The sequence below is a fragment of the Mycolicibacter heraklionensis genome, from assembly GCF_001021505.1.
Classification (GTDB): domain Bacteria; phylum Actinomycetota; class Actinomycetes; order Mycobacteriales; family Mycobacteriaceae; genus Mycobacterium; species Mycobacterium heraklionense.
In genome coordinates this window covers 71,277-86,333 of record NZ_LDPO01000016.1, presented here as the reverse complement: position 1 = coordinate 86,333, position 15,057 = coordinate 71,277, and the positions used below count along the sequence as shown (strand labels likewise).

At 66.9% G+C, this 15,057-nt stretch carries 13 protein-coding genes and 1 pseudogene; 6 read left to right on the top strand and 8 right to left on the bottom strand.

What is annotated here, in order from left to right; translation table 11 throughout:
- Nucleotides 1-93 precede the first annotated feature (93 nt).
- Nucleotides 94-699 carry a TetR/AcrR family transcriptional regulator gene (locus ABW16_RS17585; protein WP_047320471.1) on the top strand — a complete coding sequence of 202 codons (606 nt, stop codon included), beginning with the start codon at nucleotides 94-96 and terminating at the stop codon, nucleotides 697-699.
- A gap of 21 nt (nucleotides 700-720) precedes the next feature.
- On the opposite strand, the gene ABW16_RS17580 is transcribed toward ABW16_RS17585, so the two are convergent.
- A complete protein-coding gene (locus tag ABW16_RS17580) occupies nucleotides 721-1,563 on the bottom strand; it encodes a MaoC/PaaZ C-terminal domain-containing protein (RefSeq protein ID WP_047320514.1) in 843 nt (280 codons plus the stop codon).
- A gap of 5 nt (nucleotides 1,564-1,568) precedes the next feature.
- On the bottom strand, nucleotides 1,569-2,933 hold the full coding sequence (locus ABW16_RS17575) for a 3-oxoacyl-ACP reductase (protein ID WP_047320513.1): 1,365 nt from the start codon (nucleotides 2,931-2,933) through the stop codon (nucleotides 1,569-1,571).
- Nucleotides 2,934-3,040: 107 nt separating this feature from the next.
- Between ABW16_RS17575 and ABW16_RS17570 the strand changes: the two genes are divergently transcribed.
- On the top strand, nucleotides 3,041-4,420 hold the full coding sequence (locus ABW16_RS17570; protein WP_109519648.1) for an acetyl-CoA C-acetyltransferase: 1,380 nt from the start codon (nucleotides 3,041-3,043) through the stop codon (nucleotides 4,418-4,420).
- A gap of 116 nt (nucleotides 4,421-4,536) precedes the next feature.
- Here ABW16_RS17570 and ABW16_RS17565 read toward each other — a convergent pair whose 3' ends face one another.
- The 3 genes and pseudogenes from ABW16_RS17565 to ABW16_RS17555 form a co-directional block, all read right to left on the bottom strand.
- Nucleotides 4,537-5,265 carry a DJ-1/PfpI family protein gene (locus tag ABW16_RS17565; protein ID WP_047320469.1) on the bottom strand — a complete coding sequence of 243 codons (729 nt, stop codon included), beginning with the start codon at nucleotides 5,263-5,265 and terminating at the stop codon, nucleotides 4,537-4,539.
- 12 nt (nucleotides 5,266-5,277) lie between these two features.
- Nucleotides 5,278-6,244, bottom strand: a pseudogene (locus tag ABW16_RS17560) (GlxA family transcriptional regulator).
- 148 nt (nucleotides 6,245-6,392) lie between these two features.
- The gene (locus ABW16_RS17555; protein WP_047320512.1) at nucleotides 6,393-8,228 is read right to left on the bottom strand and encodes an acyl-CoA dehydrogenase; all 1,836 of its coding nucleotides are present in this window, start codon (nucleotides 8,226-8,228) and stop codon (nucleotides 6,393-6,395) included.
- A 278-nt stretch (nucleotides 8,229-8,506) separates the two neighbouring features.
- On the opposite strand from ABW16_RS17555, the gene ABW16_RS17550 reads away from it, so the two are divergent.
- The 4 genes from ABW16_RS17550 to ABW16_RS17535 all read left to right on the top strand — a co-directional run bounded on the left by ABW16_RS17550 (nucleotide 8,507) and on the right by ABW16_RS17535 (nucleotide 11,483).
- Nucleotides 8,507-8,983 carry a flavin reductase family protein gene (locus ABW16_RS17550; RefSeq protein WP_412178214.1) on the top strand — a complete coding sequence of 159 codons (477 nt, stop codon included), beginning with the start codon at nucleotides 8,507-8,509 and terminating at the stop codon, nucleotides 8,981-8,983.
- Between the two features lie 70 nt (nucleotides 8,984-9,053).
- The gene (locus tag ABW16_RS17545; protein WP_047320468.1) at nucleotides 9,054-9,449 is read left to right on the top strand and encodes a TIGR03618 family F420-dependent PPOX class oxidoreductase; all 396 of its coding nucleotides are present in this window, start codon (nucleotides 9,054-9,056) and stop codon (nucleotides 9,447-9,449) included.
- 55 nt (nucleotides 9,450-9,504) lie between these two features.
- Nucleotides 9,505-10,374, top strand: a complete 870-nt coding sequence (locus tag ABW16_RS17540) for an inositol monophosphatase family protein (RefSeq protein ID WP_047320467.1) — start codon at nucleotides 9,505-9,507, stop codon at nucleotides 10,372-10,374.
- A gap of 239 nt (nucleotides 10,375-10,613) precedes the next feature.
- The gene (locus tag ABW16_RS17535) at nucleotides 10,614-11,483 is read left to right on the top strand and encodes an aldo/keto reductase (protein ID WP_047320466.1); all 870 of its coding nucleotides are present in this window, start codon (nucleotides 10,614-10,616) and stop codon (nucleotides 11,481-11,483) included.
- A gap of 2 nt (nucleotides 11,484-11,485) precedes the next feature.
- Here the strand turns inward: ABW16_RS17535 and ABW16_RS17530 are convergent, their stop codons facing one another.
- The 3 genes from ABW16_RS17530 to ABW16_RS17520 are packed head-to-tail and all read right to left on the bottom strand — an operon-like array spanning nucleotide 11,486 to nucleotide 15,025.
- Complete coding sequence (locus tag ABW16_RS17530; RefSeq protein WP_047320465.1) at nucleotides 11,486-12,241, bottom strand: succinate dehydrogenase/fumarate reductase iron-sulfur subunit; 756 nt, start codon at nucleotides 12,239-12,241, stop codon at nucleotides 11,486-11,488.
- Nucleotides 12,241-14,160, bottom strand: a complete 1,920-nt coding sequence (locus ABW16_RS17525) for a fumarate reductase/succinate dehydrogenase flavoprotein subunit (protein WP_047320464.1) — start codon at nucleotides 14,158-14,160, stop codon at nucleotides 12,241-12,243. Before ABW16_RS17525 ends, ABW16_RS17530 begins: the two co-directional genes overlap by 1 nt.
- 34 nt (nucleotides 14,161-14,194) lie before the next feature.
- Complete coding sequence (locus ABW16_RS17520; protein WP_047320463.1) at nucleotides 14,195-15,025, bottom strand: hypothetical protein; 831 nt, start codon at nucleotides 15,023-15,025, stop codon at nucleotides 14,195-14,197.
- Nucleotides 15,026-15,057: the final 32 nt, after the last annotated feature.

Here is a 15,057-nt window from a genome sequence, read left to right as displayed (position 1 = left end):
ACCAGCAGGAATGGTGGCAGAACCTCAGTTCACTGTTCATCTGATTAGTCAGATTAGCTGTGACGCACCTATCAACGCAATAGGGGAATCCCAATGAAAAATGCCACGCGGGCCGAGCAGCGCGTCGCGACGCGTCAGGCGCTGGTGAGCGCGGCGGTCGAACTCCTGCGGACCGAGGGTGTGGTCGCGGTGACGACGCGCCGAGTCGCCGGCGCCGCGAACGTGTCGCAGAGCACGGTCATGTACCACTTCCCGACCCGTGATGACCTGGTGACCGCGGCGGTCGCGCAGCTCGCCTTCGAATTGGCGAATCAGGCCCGCATCCACTTCGAAGAGACGGCGGCGGCCGCCACGCTCGACCTGAACGGGTATCTCGACCTGATCTGGCGTGAATTCACCACGCCCCAAGCACTTTCGGTCGCTCAGCTGTGGGTGGCGTGTTGGACGGACCCGCAACTGGCCAAGACCGTGAAGTCGCTGGAGCAACACATCTACGGACTGGCCGTCACCTCCGCCGAAGCGTTACCCGCACCGGCTCCGAGTTTCTCGGCGCGGGCCTACATGGACACGGTGATGGTGGTCGTCCGCGGGCTGGTGATGTCGATCCCGGTGTGGGGCATCGACGTCGTCAGCGCTCGCTGGGAGGTCAGCAAGGCCAACCTGCTGAAGGCGGCCGGCCTCGCGGTCGACAACGTCTGATTCGCAACAGCGGTGCGGGCGCTACAGCGCCCGCACCGCCCCGGTCAGGTAGGGGTAACCCTTGGCGATATTGCGCAGCGCCAGATCCCAGCCGCCGTCCACCTTGTCGATGTAGAGGCCGGGGCTGGCCGGCAGCAACATCGGCTTGCCGAACCGCACCGCGTAGTCCACCGCGTCCGGAAGCGCACCTTCGATGTTGGCCAGAACCGTTGCTGCGGAGAACATCCCGTGCGCGATAGCGGTGGGGAATCCGAACAGCTTGGCGCCGATCGAGCTGGTGTGGATCGGGTTGTGATCGCCGCCGGCCGACGCGTAGCGCCGAATCTGTGCCGGGGTGACCCGCAGCACCGCGTTGGGCGGGCCCAGTTTGGGCTGCTTGGCCGGTGGGGGCTTCGGCTCGTCGGACAGGCTGGTGCGCTGCTGATGCAAGAACGTCGTCACCTGATGCCAGGCCGGGTCGTTACCCACGTTGAGGTCGGTGACGATGTCGACCAGCAGGCCCTTGCGGTGCTCCCGCAGGTTCTCTGCCCGCACGGTCACTGCGACGGTGTCGGTGACCGCGATCGGGCGGTGTCGGGTGATCCGGTTCTCGGTGTGCACCGATCCCATTGCGGCGAACGGGAAGTCGAACCCGGTCGCCAGCTCCATCACGGTGGGGAAGGTCAGCGCGAAGGGATAGGTCAGCGGGACCTGATCGGCGAAACGCAGCCCGGTGACGGCCGCGTACGCGGCGACGTGGTTGGGGTCGATGGTCAGCTCGTCGACCCGCAGGGTCCGGTTCGGCAGGGTTTGAGTGCGCGGAATGAAGGGCAGCGCCCCGGCGACCGCACGCACCATGTTTCTCAGGCCACTTGGTTGTGTCATGCCATTCACGCACCCAGCATGGCTTGGCCGCAGACCCGGATGGTGTTGCCGGTCACCGCATTCGATGCCGGGCTGGCGAAGTAGCCGATCAACTCGGCGACATCGACGGGCTGACCGCCCTGGAACAGCGAGTTGAGCCGACGGCCCACCTCACGGGTGGCCAGCGGGATCGCTGCCGTCATCTCGGTTTCGATGAACCCCGGGGCGACGGCATTGATCGTGATGCCCTTCTTGGCCAGTGTCGGAGCCAGCGCTTCGGTCAAGCCGATCATGCCGGCTTTGGTGGCCGCGTAGTTGGTCTGGCCGCGGTTGCCCGCGATGCCGGCCATCGACGACAGGCCGATCACCCGGCCGCCCTCACCGATGCTTCCGTTGGCGACCAGACCTTCGGTGAGACGTTGCGGCGCAAGCAGGTTCACGGCCAAGACGGCGTTCCATCGGGCGTCGTCCATGTTGGCCAGCAGCTTGTCGCGGGTGATGCCGGCGTTGTTGACCAGCACGTCGGCCTTGCCGCCATGGTGTTCGGCGAGGTGCGCGGCGATCTGCTCCACCGCGTCGTCGGCGGTGACGTCCAGTGCCAGTGCGGTGCCACCTACCCGGGAGGCCGTCTTCTCCAGTGCCTCGGCGGCTGCCGGCACGTCGATCGCCACCACCTTGGCGCCGTCCCGGGCGAACACCTCGGCGATGGTGGCGCCGATGCCGCGCGCCGCGCCGGTGATGATCGCGACCTTGCCCTCCAGGGGGCGGTCCCAGTCGGCGGGGGCCGTCGCGTCGTCGGCGCCCACGTAGAACACCTGGCCGTCGACGTAGGCCGAGCGGGCCGAGAGAATGAATCGCAGCGTCGATTCCAGGCCGGTGGCGCCGGGCTTGGCGTCCGGCGACAGGTACACCAGCTGCACCGTTGCGCCGCGCTGCAGTTCCTTGCCCAGAGAGCGGGTGAAACCCTCGAGTGCGCGCTGGGCGATGTGCTCGTCGGCGCTGCCGGTCGCCTCGGGGGTGGTGCCGACGACGACCAGACGCCCGCAGCGCCCCACGTTGCGCAACAGCGGGGTGAAGAACTCGTGCAGTGCGGTCAGCCCGGCGGGCGAGGTGATGCCGGTGGCGTCGAAGACCAGTCCGCCGAACGAGTCGGCCCAGCGACCGCCCAGGTTGTCGCCGACCAGCTCGTAGTCGTCGGCCAGTGCGGCCCGCAGCGGCTCGGCCACCCGGCCCGACCCACCGATCAGCAGGGGTCCGGCCAGCGCCGGCTCGCCGACCCGGTAGCGGCGCAGGGTCTCGGCCTGCGGGACGCCGAGCTGCTTGGACAGGAAAGATCCGGGTGCGGAGTTGAGGATCTGGGACAACAGGTCGGATGAGAGCTTGGGTGCCACTGAGCTGCCTTCCATGTGGGGATGTGCCTGGTGCGGGCTACGGTGTCGACAACGAACTTACTCCAGAGTAAGAATACTGGGTAGTATCAGCCCGACCGTCCCCGGCAATGCGGGGGGACCCACCATCAAACGGAGAGATCGTGGCATCTGCATCTGCTGCTAAGCCCGCTGAGGCAACCACTGGCACACGACGTCGGGTCGCCGTCCTCGGGGGCAATCGCATTCCGTTCGCGCGTTCCGACGGCGCCTACGCGAACGCGTCCAACCAGGACATGTTCACCGCGGCGCTGGGCGGCCTCGTCGATCGGTTCGGCCTGGCCGGCGAGAAGCTGGACGCGGTGATCGGCGGGGCGGTGCTCAAGCACAGCCGCGACTTCAACCTGATCCGCGAATCGGTGCTGGGCTCCGCACTGTCGCCCTACACGCAGGCCTTCGACCTGCAGCAGGCCTGCGGCACCGGGCTGCAGGCGGCGATCTGCGCCGCCGACGGGATCGCCGCCGGTCGCTACGAGGTGGCCGCCGCCGGCGGGGTGGACACCACCTCGGACGCACCCCTGGCAATCGGCAACGAACTGCGCCGCACGCTGCTCGCGCTGCGCCGGTCGAAGTCGAATGTGCAGCGCCTCAAGCTGGCCGGCAAGCTGCCCGCCGCACTGGGCGTGGAAATCCCGGCCAACAAAGAATCGCGGACCGGCCTTTCCATGGGCGAGCACCAGGCCATCACCACCAAGCAGATGGGCATCAAGCGCGTCGACCAGGATGAGCTGGCCGCCGCCAGCCACCGCAATATGGCCGCCGCCTATGACCGCGGCTTCTTCGACGACTTGGTGACGCCGTTCCAGGGCCTCTACCGCGACGACAACTTGCGGCCCCAGTCCAGCCCGGAGAAGCTCGCCACGCTCAAGCCGGTGTTCGGCGCGAAGGCCGGTGACGCCACCATGACCGCCGGCAACTCCACCCCGCTCACCGACGGCGCGTCGGTGGCGCTGCTGGCCAGCGAGGAGTGGGCCGCCGCGCGCAAGCTGACTCCGCTGGCGTACTTCGTCGACGCCGAGACGGCCGCGGTGGACTACGTCAACGGCGCCGACGGCCTACTGATGGCCCCGACCTATGCGGTGCCGCGACTGTTGGCGCGCAACGGCCTGACCCTGCAGGACTTCGACTTCTACGAGATCCACGAGGCGTTCGCCGCCACGGTGTTGTGCCACCTGCAGGCCTGGGAGTCCGAGGAGTACTGCAAGGAGCGGCTGGGACTGGACTCGGCGCTGGGCGCCATCGACCGGTCCAAGCTCAACGTCAATGGCTCGTCGCTGGCGGCCGGGCACCCGTTCGCGGCCACCGGCGGGCGGATCGTGGCGCAGGCGGCCAAGCAGATCGCCGAGGCGAAGGCAGCCAAGAAGGGCACAGCGAAGAACAAGCCGGTGCGTGCGCTGATCTCGATCTGCGCCGCCGGCGGCCAGGGCGTGGCCGCCATCCTCGAGGGGTAGACGTTTGGCCCGCGCCGTCGCCGGGTAGTCGAGACAACGGTTCGCTTCGCGTGGCCGCTCGCCCCCGGTGGCACCGCGAAGCAACCTGCTCCGGTCCGCCGTTGAACTGAGGGGATTCAGCGGCGGACCGTTTGAGCGCGTCGGTTCCGAACGGCGCCGATCGCCTGATCCCACAGCAGCAGCGCGCTGGCCTTCAATTGGGCCGGCTTCGCCAGCTCCCTGGCCATCAGCGCGGTGGCCGCCGCCTTGGTCTGCACCGAGGCCTTCGAGGTGTGGCCGGAGTCGAACGGCGGCTGCGGGTCGTATTCCATCGACAACTGGATGGCCTTGGCGCGGCCCTCGCCGCCGATCTGGCCGGCCAGCCACAATCCCAGGTCGATACCGGCCGACACCCCCGCACAGGTGACGATGTCTCCCTCGTGCACGATGCGCTCGTCGCCGACCGCGGTGGCGCCGAAGGTCTTGAGCGCGGGCAGCGCCATCCAGTGCGAGGTGGCGCGCTTGCCGGTGAGCAGCCCGGCGGCGCCCAGCACGACCGAGCCCGAGCACACCGACGCTGTCCATGTTGCCGTCTGGTGGGCGGCCCGGACCCAGTCCAGCAGCTTGTCGTCGCGGGCATGTTCCATGGTCGTCATCCCGCCGGGGATCAGGATCACGTCGGGGGAGGGCGTCTCGTCGAACGAGTGGGTTGCCCCGACCACCAGTACCCCGGAGTCGGCGGTGATCGGCCCCGGCTCGTGCCACACGAAGCGCACCTGCGCATCCGGGAGCCAGCGCAACACCTCGTAGGGGCCGATGAAGTCCAGCGCGGTGAAGCCGGGGTAGAGCACAACGGCGATCTGCATGGGTCTTTCCTTTCAGGCGAAGGTCTTGCGGTAGTGATCGGGTGAGATGCCGAGTCGGCGAATGAAGGTGCGCCGCAGGGTTTCCGCGGTGCCGAATCCGCAGCGTCCGGCGATCGCGACGACGGTGTCGTCGGTCTCCTCGAGCTGTCGCCGTGCGGCCTCGGTACGCACCCGCTCCACGTACGCGCCCGGCGCCATCCCCACCTCGTCGGTGAAGACCCGGGTGAAGTGCCGGGGACTCATCGAGGCCCGCGACGCCAGCTCGGTAATCCGATGCGGGCCACCGGGTTCGGATTCGATCAGCTCCTGCACATCACGGATCGGCGCGCGGCGGGATCGCGGCAGCCAAGCGGGAACCGCGAACTGGGACTGGCCGCCGGGGCGTCGCAGATACAACACCAGCCAACGAGCCGCGGTCTGCGCCACCTCGGTTCCGTAGTCGTCTTCCACCAACGCCAGGGCCAGGTCGATGCCGGCGGTGACCCCGGCCGCGGTCCACACCGACGCCGAACTGCGCACGAAGATGGGCTCCGGGTCGACGGTGACGTTGGGGAACTCCCGGGCCAGTGCGTCGGCGAACGCCCAGTGTGTTGGCCCGGCACCCGTCGAGCAGCCCCGCCTGCGCGGCCAGGAACGCGCCGGTGCACACGCTGACCACCCGCCGGGTGTGGGCCGAGGCGCGGCGGACCCAGTCGACGGTTTCCGGGTCGGACTGCGCCGCCTGGACGCCGACGCCGCCGGGCAGCACCAGGGTGTCGACGGGCTCGTCCGGCTCGGGCAGTGGTCCCGGGGTGAGCGCCAGCCCGCTGCTGGTGGCGATCGGTGCGCCGTCGACGCTCGCCACCGTGACCTGGTAGCCGTCCTCGCCGCGGCCCTGACCGAGCAGGACGAGCGTTGCGGTGGCGAAGACCTCCGCCGGCCCGAAAACATCCAGCGCCTGGATGCCCGGATAGCCGAGGATGACGACCTTGCGTGTCATGCCCTCAGTGTCAGCGATCAGCCCCGGTGGCGTCTACGACATGCATCCCACAAATCAGGACAAGCCTAGGTCGAGGGAAGGGCGACCCAACAATGCAACAGGCCCCCAAGGGGTCTCCCCGGGGGCCTGCGCGGTCTGTGCGCGGCGTCTAGAACGCCGCTTCGTCGAGCTCCATGATGTCGTTGTCGATGTTCTCGATCACCGAGCGAGTGCTGGTCAGCAACGGCAGGAAGTTCTTGGTGAAGAACGACGCCACCGCGATCTTGCCCTCGTAGAAGGAGCGGTCGGCGCCCTCGGCGCCTGCATCGAGCTTCGCTACCGCCACCGCGGCCTGGCGGGCCAGCAGCCAGCCGATCATCAGGTCGCCGACGCTCATCAGGAAGCGCACCGAACCCAGGCCGACCTTGTAGATGCTGGAGATGTCCTCCTGCGCGGCCATCAGGTAGCCGGTCAGCGTCGCCGCCATGCCCTGCACGTCGGCCAGCGCGGTGGCCAGCAGCTCCCGCTCGGCCTTCAGTCGCCCGTTGCCGGTCTCGTTCTTGATGAACGTCTCGATCTCGCCCGCGACGTGGCCCAGTGCGGTGCCCTTGTCGCGGATGATCTTGCGGAAGAAGAAGTCCTGCGCCTGAATTGCCGTGGTGCCCTCGTAGAGCGAGTCGATCTTGGCGTCACGGATGTACTGCTCGATCGGGTAGTCCTGCAGGAAGCCCGAACCACCCAGGGTCTGCAGACTCTCGGTGAGCTTGGCGTAGGCCTGCTCGGAGCCGACACCCTTGACGATCGGCAGCATCAGGTCGTTGATCCGGACCGCCAGGTCGGCGTCGACACCGTGCAGCGCCTTGGCGACCGCTTCGTCCTGGAAAGTGGCGGTGTACATGTACAGCGCGCGCAGACCCTCGGCGTAGGCCTTCTGGGTCATCAGCGACCGGCGGACGTCCGGGTGGTGGGTGATGGTCACCCGCGGCGCGGACTTGTCGGTCATCTGGGTCAGGTCGGCGCCCTGCACCCGCTCCTTGGCGTACTCGAGTGCGTTGAGGTAGCCGGTGGACAGCGTCGCGATGGCCTTGGTGCCCACCATCATCCGGGCCTGCTCGATCACGTCGAACATCTGCGCGATGCCGTTGTGCACCTCGCCGACCAGCCAGCCCTTGGCCGGTACGCCGTGCTGGCCGAAGGTCAGCTCGCAGGTGGCCGAGACCTTCAGGCCCATCTTGTGCTCGACGTTGGTGACGAACGCGCCGTTACGCTCGCCGAGCTCACCGGTCTCGAAGTCGAACAGGAACTTCGGGACGAAGAACAGCGACAGGCCCTTGGTGCCGGGCTTCGCGCCCTCCGGGCGGGCCAGCACGAGGTGGAAGATGTTCTCGAACAGGTCGTCGGAGTCAGCCGAGGTGATGAACCGCTTGACACCGTCGATGTGCCACGAGCCGTCCTCCTGCTGGACGGCCTTGGTGCGGCCGGCGCCCACGTCCGAGCCGGCGTCCGGCTCGGTCAGCACCATCGTCGAGCCCCAGCCGCGCTCGGCGGCGAGGATGGCCCACTTCTTCTGCTCTTCGGTGGCGATGTTGTAGAAGATGTTGGCGAAGCCGGCGCCGCCGCCGTACATCCACACCGCCGGGTTGGCGCCCAGGATGTGCTCCTGCAGCGCCCACATCAGGACCTTGGGCATCGGAATGCCGCCGAGCTCCTCGATGACCCCGACCCGGTCCCAGCCGCCTTCCAGATGGGCGCGCACCGACTTCTTGAAGGACTCGGGCAGCGTCACCGAGTGGGTGGCCGGGTCGAACACCGGCGGGTTGCGGTCGCCGTCGACGAACGATTCGGCAATCGGGCCCTCGGCCAGGCGGACCATCTCGCCAAGCATTTCCTGAGCGGTGTCGATGTCCAGGTCGGCGTAGTCGCCCTCGCCGAAGACCTGGTCCAGGCCCAACACCTCGAACAGGTTGAACACCTGGTCACGGACATTGCTCTTGTAGTGGCTCACTGCTTCCTCCTCATGGAATGCCACCTGATGGTTGGGTACTCGGGATTAAGTTACCCACCAGTAACGTAACCTGAAATATACTCGCCAGTAGCCATAGTGCAAGCTGGTGTGAGCTATGTCCTTTGTTGGGGTAACCAACCGGTTGGTCTCGCCTCGGGAAAGCGGTCCTCAGCGGCCGATCTGCCGAGGCCAGGGGGCGGCGGGTAGGGTTCTGGGCGACCAGACCAGACGAGGCGAATGAGTCCCCGGTGAATCCCCACGTGAGTTCCGCGAGCAACCTGACCCCGCTCACCCCGTCGTCGCTGCGGGAAGCCTTCGGGCATTTCCCGTCCGGAGTGGTGGCGGTGGCGGCCGAGATCGATGGTGTTCGGGTCGGCCTGGCGGCGAGCACCTTCGTGCCGGTCTCGTTGGAGCCGCCCCTGGTGTCCTTCTGCGTGCAGAACACCTCGACGACGTGGCCCAAACTCAAGGACTCGCCCCGGTTGGGCATCAGCGTGCTCGGCGAGGCGCACGACGTCGCGGCGCGCACCCTGGCCGCCAAGACCGGTGATCGGTTCGCCGGGCTGGAGACGGTGACCAACGACGGAGCGGTATTCATCAAGGGCACCGGCGTGTGGCTGGGCAGCGCCATCGAACAGTTGGTGCCCGCCGGGGACCACACCATCGTGGTGCTGCGGGTCTGTGAATTGACCGTCGACCCGGAGGTCGCGCCGATCGTGTTCCACCGCAGCGGTTTTCGCCGTCTCGGAGGCTGATCGCCGGACCGGTGGCACCCGCCCGCTGTTGTGTCCAGACCTGACGCCTGCACATGGTGAGGAGCCAACCATGCCACTTCCGGAGGAACTGCTCGATCTGCTCCGGCGACCCAGCCTGTGCTTCATCGCCACGTTGATGCCGGATGGGGCGCCGCACCTCACGCAGACCTGGGTGACGACCGACGGCGAGCATGTTGTGATCAACATCGTCGACGGGGCGCAGAAGGCCCGCAACATCGCCCGCGACGCGCGGGTGGCGATCAACGTCGTCGACCCCGACGACACTAGCCGCTACTACGCGGTGCGCGGACGTGTCGTTGATACGACGACCGAAGATGCTGCCGCCAGCATCGACGAGATCTCACAGAAGTATCTGGGCGTGCCGTATCCCAATTTCACCGGCGGGCCCGAGACTCGGGTTCTGGTCACCGTCGTAGCCGACCGGATCACGCCGCCGGCACACTGACGAGTGGTCACGGCGGTTCGTGCGCCAGCCGCAGCGGATGTGTTGGTATGGGCAGATGGCGAATCTCAGTAGTGACCCCGTGCAACTGAGGTCCACGGCCGAGACGCTGGTAGCCGAGGCCGCCGCCTTCGTCCGGCGTCGACGCGCCGAGGTGTTCGGCGCGCAAGGGGTCGAGTCGTCCTCTGGCCTGGTCCAGACGAAAAGCAGCCCGACCGATCCGGTCACTGTGGTCGACACCGAGACCGAGAGCCTCATCCGGGATCGGCTGACACAGCTGCGGCCCGGTGACGCGGTGCTGGGCGAGGAAGGCGGAGGTTCCGGCGACCTCTCCGGAGGTGAACCGGGTCTGGTCACCTGGGTGGTCGACCCGATCGACGGCACGGTGAACTTCATGTACGACGTCCCCGCCTACGCGGTTTCGGTGGCAGCGCAGATCGGCGGGGTGTCGGTAGCCGGCGCGGTTGCAGACGTGGTCGGTGGCCGGATCTATTCTGCCGGCGCCGGATTGGGCGCGCGGGTCGCCGATGAGCAGGGAACTGTTGGGCTGCGCTGCACCGATGTGAGCGAGTTGTCGCTGGTGCTGCTGGGCACCGGGTTCGGCTATTCGCCCCGGCGCCGGGCCGCCCAGGCGGCGTTGCTCGCCCGGCTGTTGCCGGCAGTGCGTGACGTCCGCCGGATCGGTTCGGCCGCGCTGGACCTGTGCATGGTCGCTGCCGGGCGGCTGGACGCGTACTACGAGCATGGGATCAAGCCGTGGGACTACGCCGCCGGAGCGCTGATCGCCGTGGAGGCGGGGGCACGGGTGGTGCTGCCCGGGCCGGAGATCGACAGCGGCGAGGTGTGCGTCGCCGCGGCGCCGGGCGTCGCCGATGCCTTGATCGCACTGCTGCAGCGTGAAGGTGGCTGGGCCGCCATTCCGCAGTAGCCGGGTCATGCCAGAAGCATTGTGAGCGGGTTCACTTCGCGGCCGGTTTATTACCTATCACCTGTTGACCACCGTTCGACTGCGTCGGTAGAACGGGACGTGCAGAAGCGCTGAAGCTTCCGCGGCCGCATCGGCGCGGCAATCGCCAGATAGTGAAAACTGGCCAGTAGCAGCTGGTTTCCCAGCTGATCGACACGTAACTAGTGATGGCAAAGTAACGGAATGTGTAGGTCGAAGAGATGACGATTTCATTCGAGTTGGAATCCGCCGCAGATACTTCAATGTCGATTCCCCAGGTGGCCCTCAATGACGAGGTGGCCATGCCCGTGCTGGGTCTCGGGGTCGCAAAACTGTCCGACGAGCAGACCGAGGCATCGGTGCTGGCAGCCCTGGAAAGCGGCTGCCGGCTGATCGACACCGCCGCGTCCTACGGCAACGAAGCCGTGGTGGGACGGGCGATCGAGGCGTCCGGTGTGCCGCGTTCCGAGTTGTTCGTCAGCACCAAGTTGGGCACTTCCAGTCAGGGCTACTCGGCTGCCAAGCAGGCCTGTGAACACAGCCTGGAGCAGCTCGGTCTGGACTACATCGACATGTACCTCATCCATTGGCCGGCACCGCAGCTGGGCAAGTATGTGGAGAGCTTCGAAGCGATGATCGAGGCCCGCGACGCCGGCCTGGTGCAGTCGGTCGGGGTGTGCAACTTCACCGAGGAACACCTGACCGAGGTGATCGACGAGACCGGCGTGACCCCGGCGATCAACCAGATCGAACTGCATCCGCGGCTCAACCAGGCCGAGCTTCGCGACGTCAACGCCAACCGCGACATCGTCACCCAGTCCTACAGCCCGCTGGGCGTGGGACGGCTGCTCGATGACCCCGCGGTGACGGCGCTGGCGAGCGCGCATGGAAGAACGCCGGCGCAGATCTTGATCCGGTGGAATCTGCAGTGCGGCAACGCGGTGATCTCACGGTCCGGCAATCCTGAGCGGGTTGCGGCGAACCTGGACGTCTTCGAGTTCGAGCTGTCCGAGGCCGACATGGCCACCCTGGACGGCCTGCACGACGGCACCCGGGTTTTACACGACCCGATGACGTTCCTGGGAACCTAGCGTCAGTCGGCCTTGCGGCGGAAGATCTTTCGACCGAGCCAGACCACCGGGTCATAGCGGTTCCCAGCCACCCGTTCCTTCATCGGGATGATGGCGTTGTCGGTGATCGTGATGTGCTCCGGGCAGACCTCGGTACAGCACTTGGTGATGTTGCACAGTCCCAGACCGGCGTCGTCCTGGGCGAAGTCACGCCGGTCGGCGGCGTCCAGCGGGTGCATGTCCAACTCCGCGAGCCGGATGAACATCCGAGGCCCGGAGAACCGTGGCTTGTTCTCCTCGTGGTCCCGGATGACGTGGCAGACGTTCTGGCACAGGAAGCACTCGATGCATTTGCGGAACTCCTGGGAGCGCTCCACATCCACCTGCTGCATCCGGTACTCACCGGGCTTGAGATCCGCCGGGGGCTTGAAAGCCGGCATCTCGCGGGCCTTCTGGTAGTTGAACGAGACATCGGTGACCAGGTCGCGAATCACCGGAAAGGTCCGCACCGGGGTCACCGTGATCGTCTCATCCGGGGCGAACGTCGACATCCGCGTCATGCACAGCAGTCGCGGGAGCCCGTTGATCTCCGCCGAACATGATCCGCACTTGCCGGCCTTGCAGTTCCAGCGCACCGCCAGGTCCGGGGTCTGGGTGGCCTGCAGGCGGTGGATGACGTCGAGAACCACCTCGCCCTCGTTGACCTCGACCTCGAAATCCTGAAGTCCACCGCCGTCAACGTCACCGCGCCAGACTCGCAGGTGGGCGTTGTGTGTCATTACGCTCTCCGTCCCGGATGTTGCGCCAGCTCTTGGTCGGTGTAGTACTTCTCCAGTTCGGAGATCTCGAACAGCTCCAACAAGTCCTCGCGCATCCCGGTCTGAGGCTCCGGGGTGATCGTGATGTCGGGAACGGCGCTGTGGTCCGAAACCCGGCAGACCAGTAGGGTTTTGCGCCAGTTGGAGTCCATCCCCGGGTAGTCGTCGCGGGTGTGCCCGCCGCGGCTCTCGGTGCGTTGCAGTGCGGCTTTGGCCACGCATTCGCTGACCAGCAGCATGTTGCGCAGGTCGACGGCCAGATGCCAGCCCGGGTTGTAGTGCCGTCCACCGTCGACGGTGAGGGCCCCGAACCGGGCCTTGAACTCCTCGATGCGGACCAGGGCTTGTTCCAGCTCGCCGGCATTACGGATGATGCCGACCAAGTCATTCATCGACTGTTGCAGCTCGGAGTGCAGGGTGTACGGGTTCTCCGGCGTGGCGCCGCCGGATGGACCGTTGAACGGGGCCAGTGCCAGCTCGGCGGCGGCCTCCAGCGCTGCCGGTGTCACCGCAGGGCGGGTGTCCAGACCCTGCACGTACTGCGCGGCGCCTAAACCGGCGCGGCGGCCGAACACCAGCAGGTCCGACAGGGAGTTGCCGCCCAGCCGGTTGGAACCGTGCATCCCGCCGGAGCATTCACCGGCGGCGAACAGTCCGGGCACCGCCGCCGCGCCAGTGTCCGGGTCGACCTCGATGCCACCCATCACGTAGTGGCAGGTGGGGCCGACTTCCATTGCGTCCTTGGTGATGTCGACCTCGGCCAGCTGCATGAACTGGTGATACATCGAGGGCAGCCGGCGCTTGATCTCCTCCGGCGTGAGCCGTGAGGCGATATCGAGGAACACCCCGCCGTGCGGCGAACCGCGTCCGGCTTTGACTTCGGAGTTGATGGCGCGGGCCACCTCGTCACGCGGCAGCAGGTCGGGGGTGCGGCGGGCCGAGTCGTTGTCCTTGAGCCACTGATCGGCCTCTTGCTCGGTCTCGGCGTACTGGCCCTTGAACACCGGCGGGATGTAGTCGAACATGAACCGGGTTCCGTCGGAGTTCTTGAGCACTCCGCCGTCGCCGCGCACGCCCTCGGTGACCAGAATCCCCTTGACGCTGGGCGGCCACACCATCCCGGTCGGGTGGAACTGGACGAACTCCATGTTGATCAGCGTCGCGCCGGCCCGCAGCGCCAGCGCGTGCCCGTCGCCGGTGTACTCCCAGGAGTTCGACGTCACCTTGAACGACTTACCGATGCCGCCGGTGGCCAGCACCACCGCCGGCGCTTCGAACAATACGAAGTTGCCGCTTTCCCGCCAGTAGCCGAAGGCACCCGAAATAGCGCCGGTTGCTTCGTCTTTGAGCAGTTCGGTGATGGTGCACTCGTGGAAGATCTTGATCCGCGCCTCGTAGTCACCGAACTGGGCGTAGTCGTCCTGTTGCAGCGAAACCACTTTCTGCTGCATGGTGCGGATCAGCTCGAGACCGGTGCGGTCTCCGACGTGGGCCAGCCGCGGGTAGGTGTGGCCACCGAAGTTGCGCTGGTTGATCTTTCCGTCGGGGGTGCGGTCGAACAGCGCGCCGTAGGTCTCCAACTCCCAGACCCGCTCCGGTGCTTCCCGGGCGTGCAGTTCGGCCATCCGCCAGTTGTTGAGGAACTTCCCGCCACGCATGGTGTCGCGGAAGTGCACCTGCCAGTTGTCCTTGGAGTTGACGTTGCCCATCGACGCCGCGCAACCGCCCTCGGCCATCACGGTGTGCGCCTTACCGAACAGCGACTTGCACACCACCGCCACGCTCAGGCCCTGTTCGCGAGCTTCGATCACCGCGCGCAGGCCAGCGCCGCCGGCACCGATCACGACCACGTCGTAGGAGTGCCGTTCGACTTCAACCATGAATTCTCGCTTACCCTTCGTGTGATCGCGGCAGTCAGCCGACGAACCGGAAATCGGTGATGACGCCGCTGGACACCAGTGCGACGTAGAGGTCGGTGAAGGCCAGCGTGCCCAGGGTGATCCAGGCGAACTGCTGGTGCCGGCCGTTGAACCAGCTGATCTTCGTCCAGAACCAGTAGCGGACCGGGTGTTTGGAGAAGTGGTTGAGGCGACCGCCGAAGATGTGCCGGCAGGAGTGGCAGCCGCCGGTGTAGGCCCACAGCATCGCCACGTTCGCGAACAGCACGATATTGCCGACGCCGAAGCCGAATCCGCCGGGCCCGTCGTCGGAGTGCAGCGCGGCGAACGCGTCATAGGTATTGAGCGCGGCCAGCGCGAACGCGGCGTAGAAGAAGTAGCGGTGGCTGTTCTGCAGGATCAGCGGGAATCGGGTCTCACCGGTGTAGTGGGCTCGAGGCTCGGGAACCGCGCACGCCGTCGGCGACTGCCAGAAGGCCCGGTAGTAGGCCTTGCGGTAGTAGTAGCAGGTGAGCCGAAAACAGAGCAGGAAGGGCAATACCAACGCCCCCAAGGGGATCCACCGGGGGAATTCCGGCAACCAGACGCCGAGGTGGCTTGACCCGGGCACGCACGACGCGCTGATGCACGGCGAGTAGAACGGCGTCAGGTAGTGGTACTTGTCAACCCAGTAGGCGCTGCCCCAGAACGACCGGATGGTCGCGTAGATGATGAACGCGTCCAGTCCGAGGTTCACCCGCAGCGGCGAGAGCCACCAGCGGTCGGTACGCAGGGTGCGATTCGCGATCCGTGCGCGAGTCGCCGAGAAGACGCCGGGGCCGGGACGGTTCACGGCGGGTGCGCTCATCTGGTGGGGTTCCCTTCGGCTCAGTTCGTCGG

Excerpts from the sequence above, each read along its gene's own strand:
- ABW16_RS17520 (WP_047320463.1), bottom strand. The coding sequence starts at position 15,025 with ATGAGCGCACCCGCCGTGAACCGTCCCGGCCCCGGCGTCTTCTCGGCG.
- ABW16_RS17540 (WP_047320467.1), top strand. The coding sequence starts at position 9,505 with ATGGCGAATCTCAGTAGTGACCCCGTGCAACTGAGGTCCACGGCCGAG.
- ABW16_RS17570 (WP_109519648.1), top strand. The coding sequence starts at position 3,041 with ATGCGGGGGGACCCACCATCAAACGGAGAGATCGTGGCATCTGCATCT.
- ABW16_RS17530 (WP_047320465.1), bottom strand. The coding sequence starts at position 12,241 with ATGACACACAACGCCCACCTGCGAGTCTGGCGCGGTGACGTTGACGGC.
- ABW16_RS17580 (WP_047320514.1), bottom strand. The coding sequence starts at position 1,563 with ATGACACAACCAAGTGGCCTGAGAAACATGGTGCGTGCGGTCGCCGGG.
- ABW16_RS17565 (WP_047320469.1), bottom strand. The coding sequence starts at position 5,265 with ATGCAGATCGCCGTTGTGCTCTACCCCGGCTTCACCGCGCTGGACTTC.
- ABW16_RS17585 (WP_047320471.1), top strand. The coding sequence starts at position 94 with ATGAAAAATGCCACGCGGGCCGAGCAGCGCGTCGCGACGCGTCAGGCG.
- ABW16_RS17525 (WP_047320464.1), bottom strand. The coding sequence starts at position 14,160 with ATGGTTGAAGTCGAACGGCACTCCTACGACGTGGTCGTGATCGGTGCC.
- ABW16_RS17545 (WP_047320468.1), top strand. The coding sequence starts at position 9,054 with ATGCCACTTCCGGAGGAACTGCTCGATCTGCTCCGGCGACCCAGCCTG.
- ABW16_RS17535 (WP_047320466.1), top strand. The coding sequence starts at position 10,614 with ATGACGATTTCATTCGAGTTGGAATCCGCCGCAGATACTTCAATGTCG.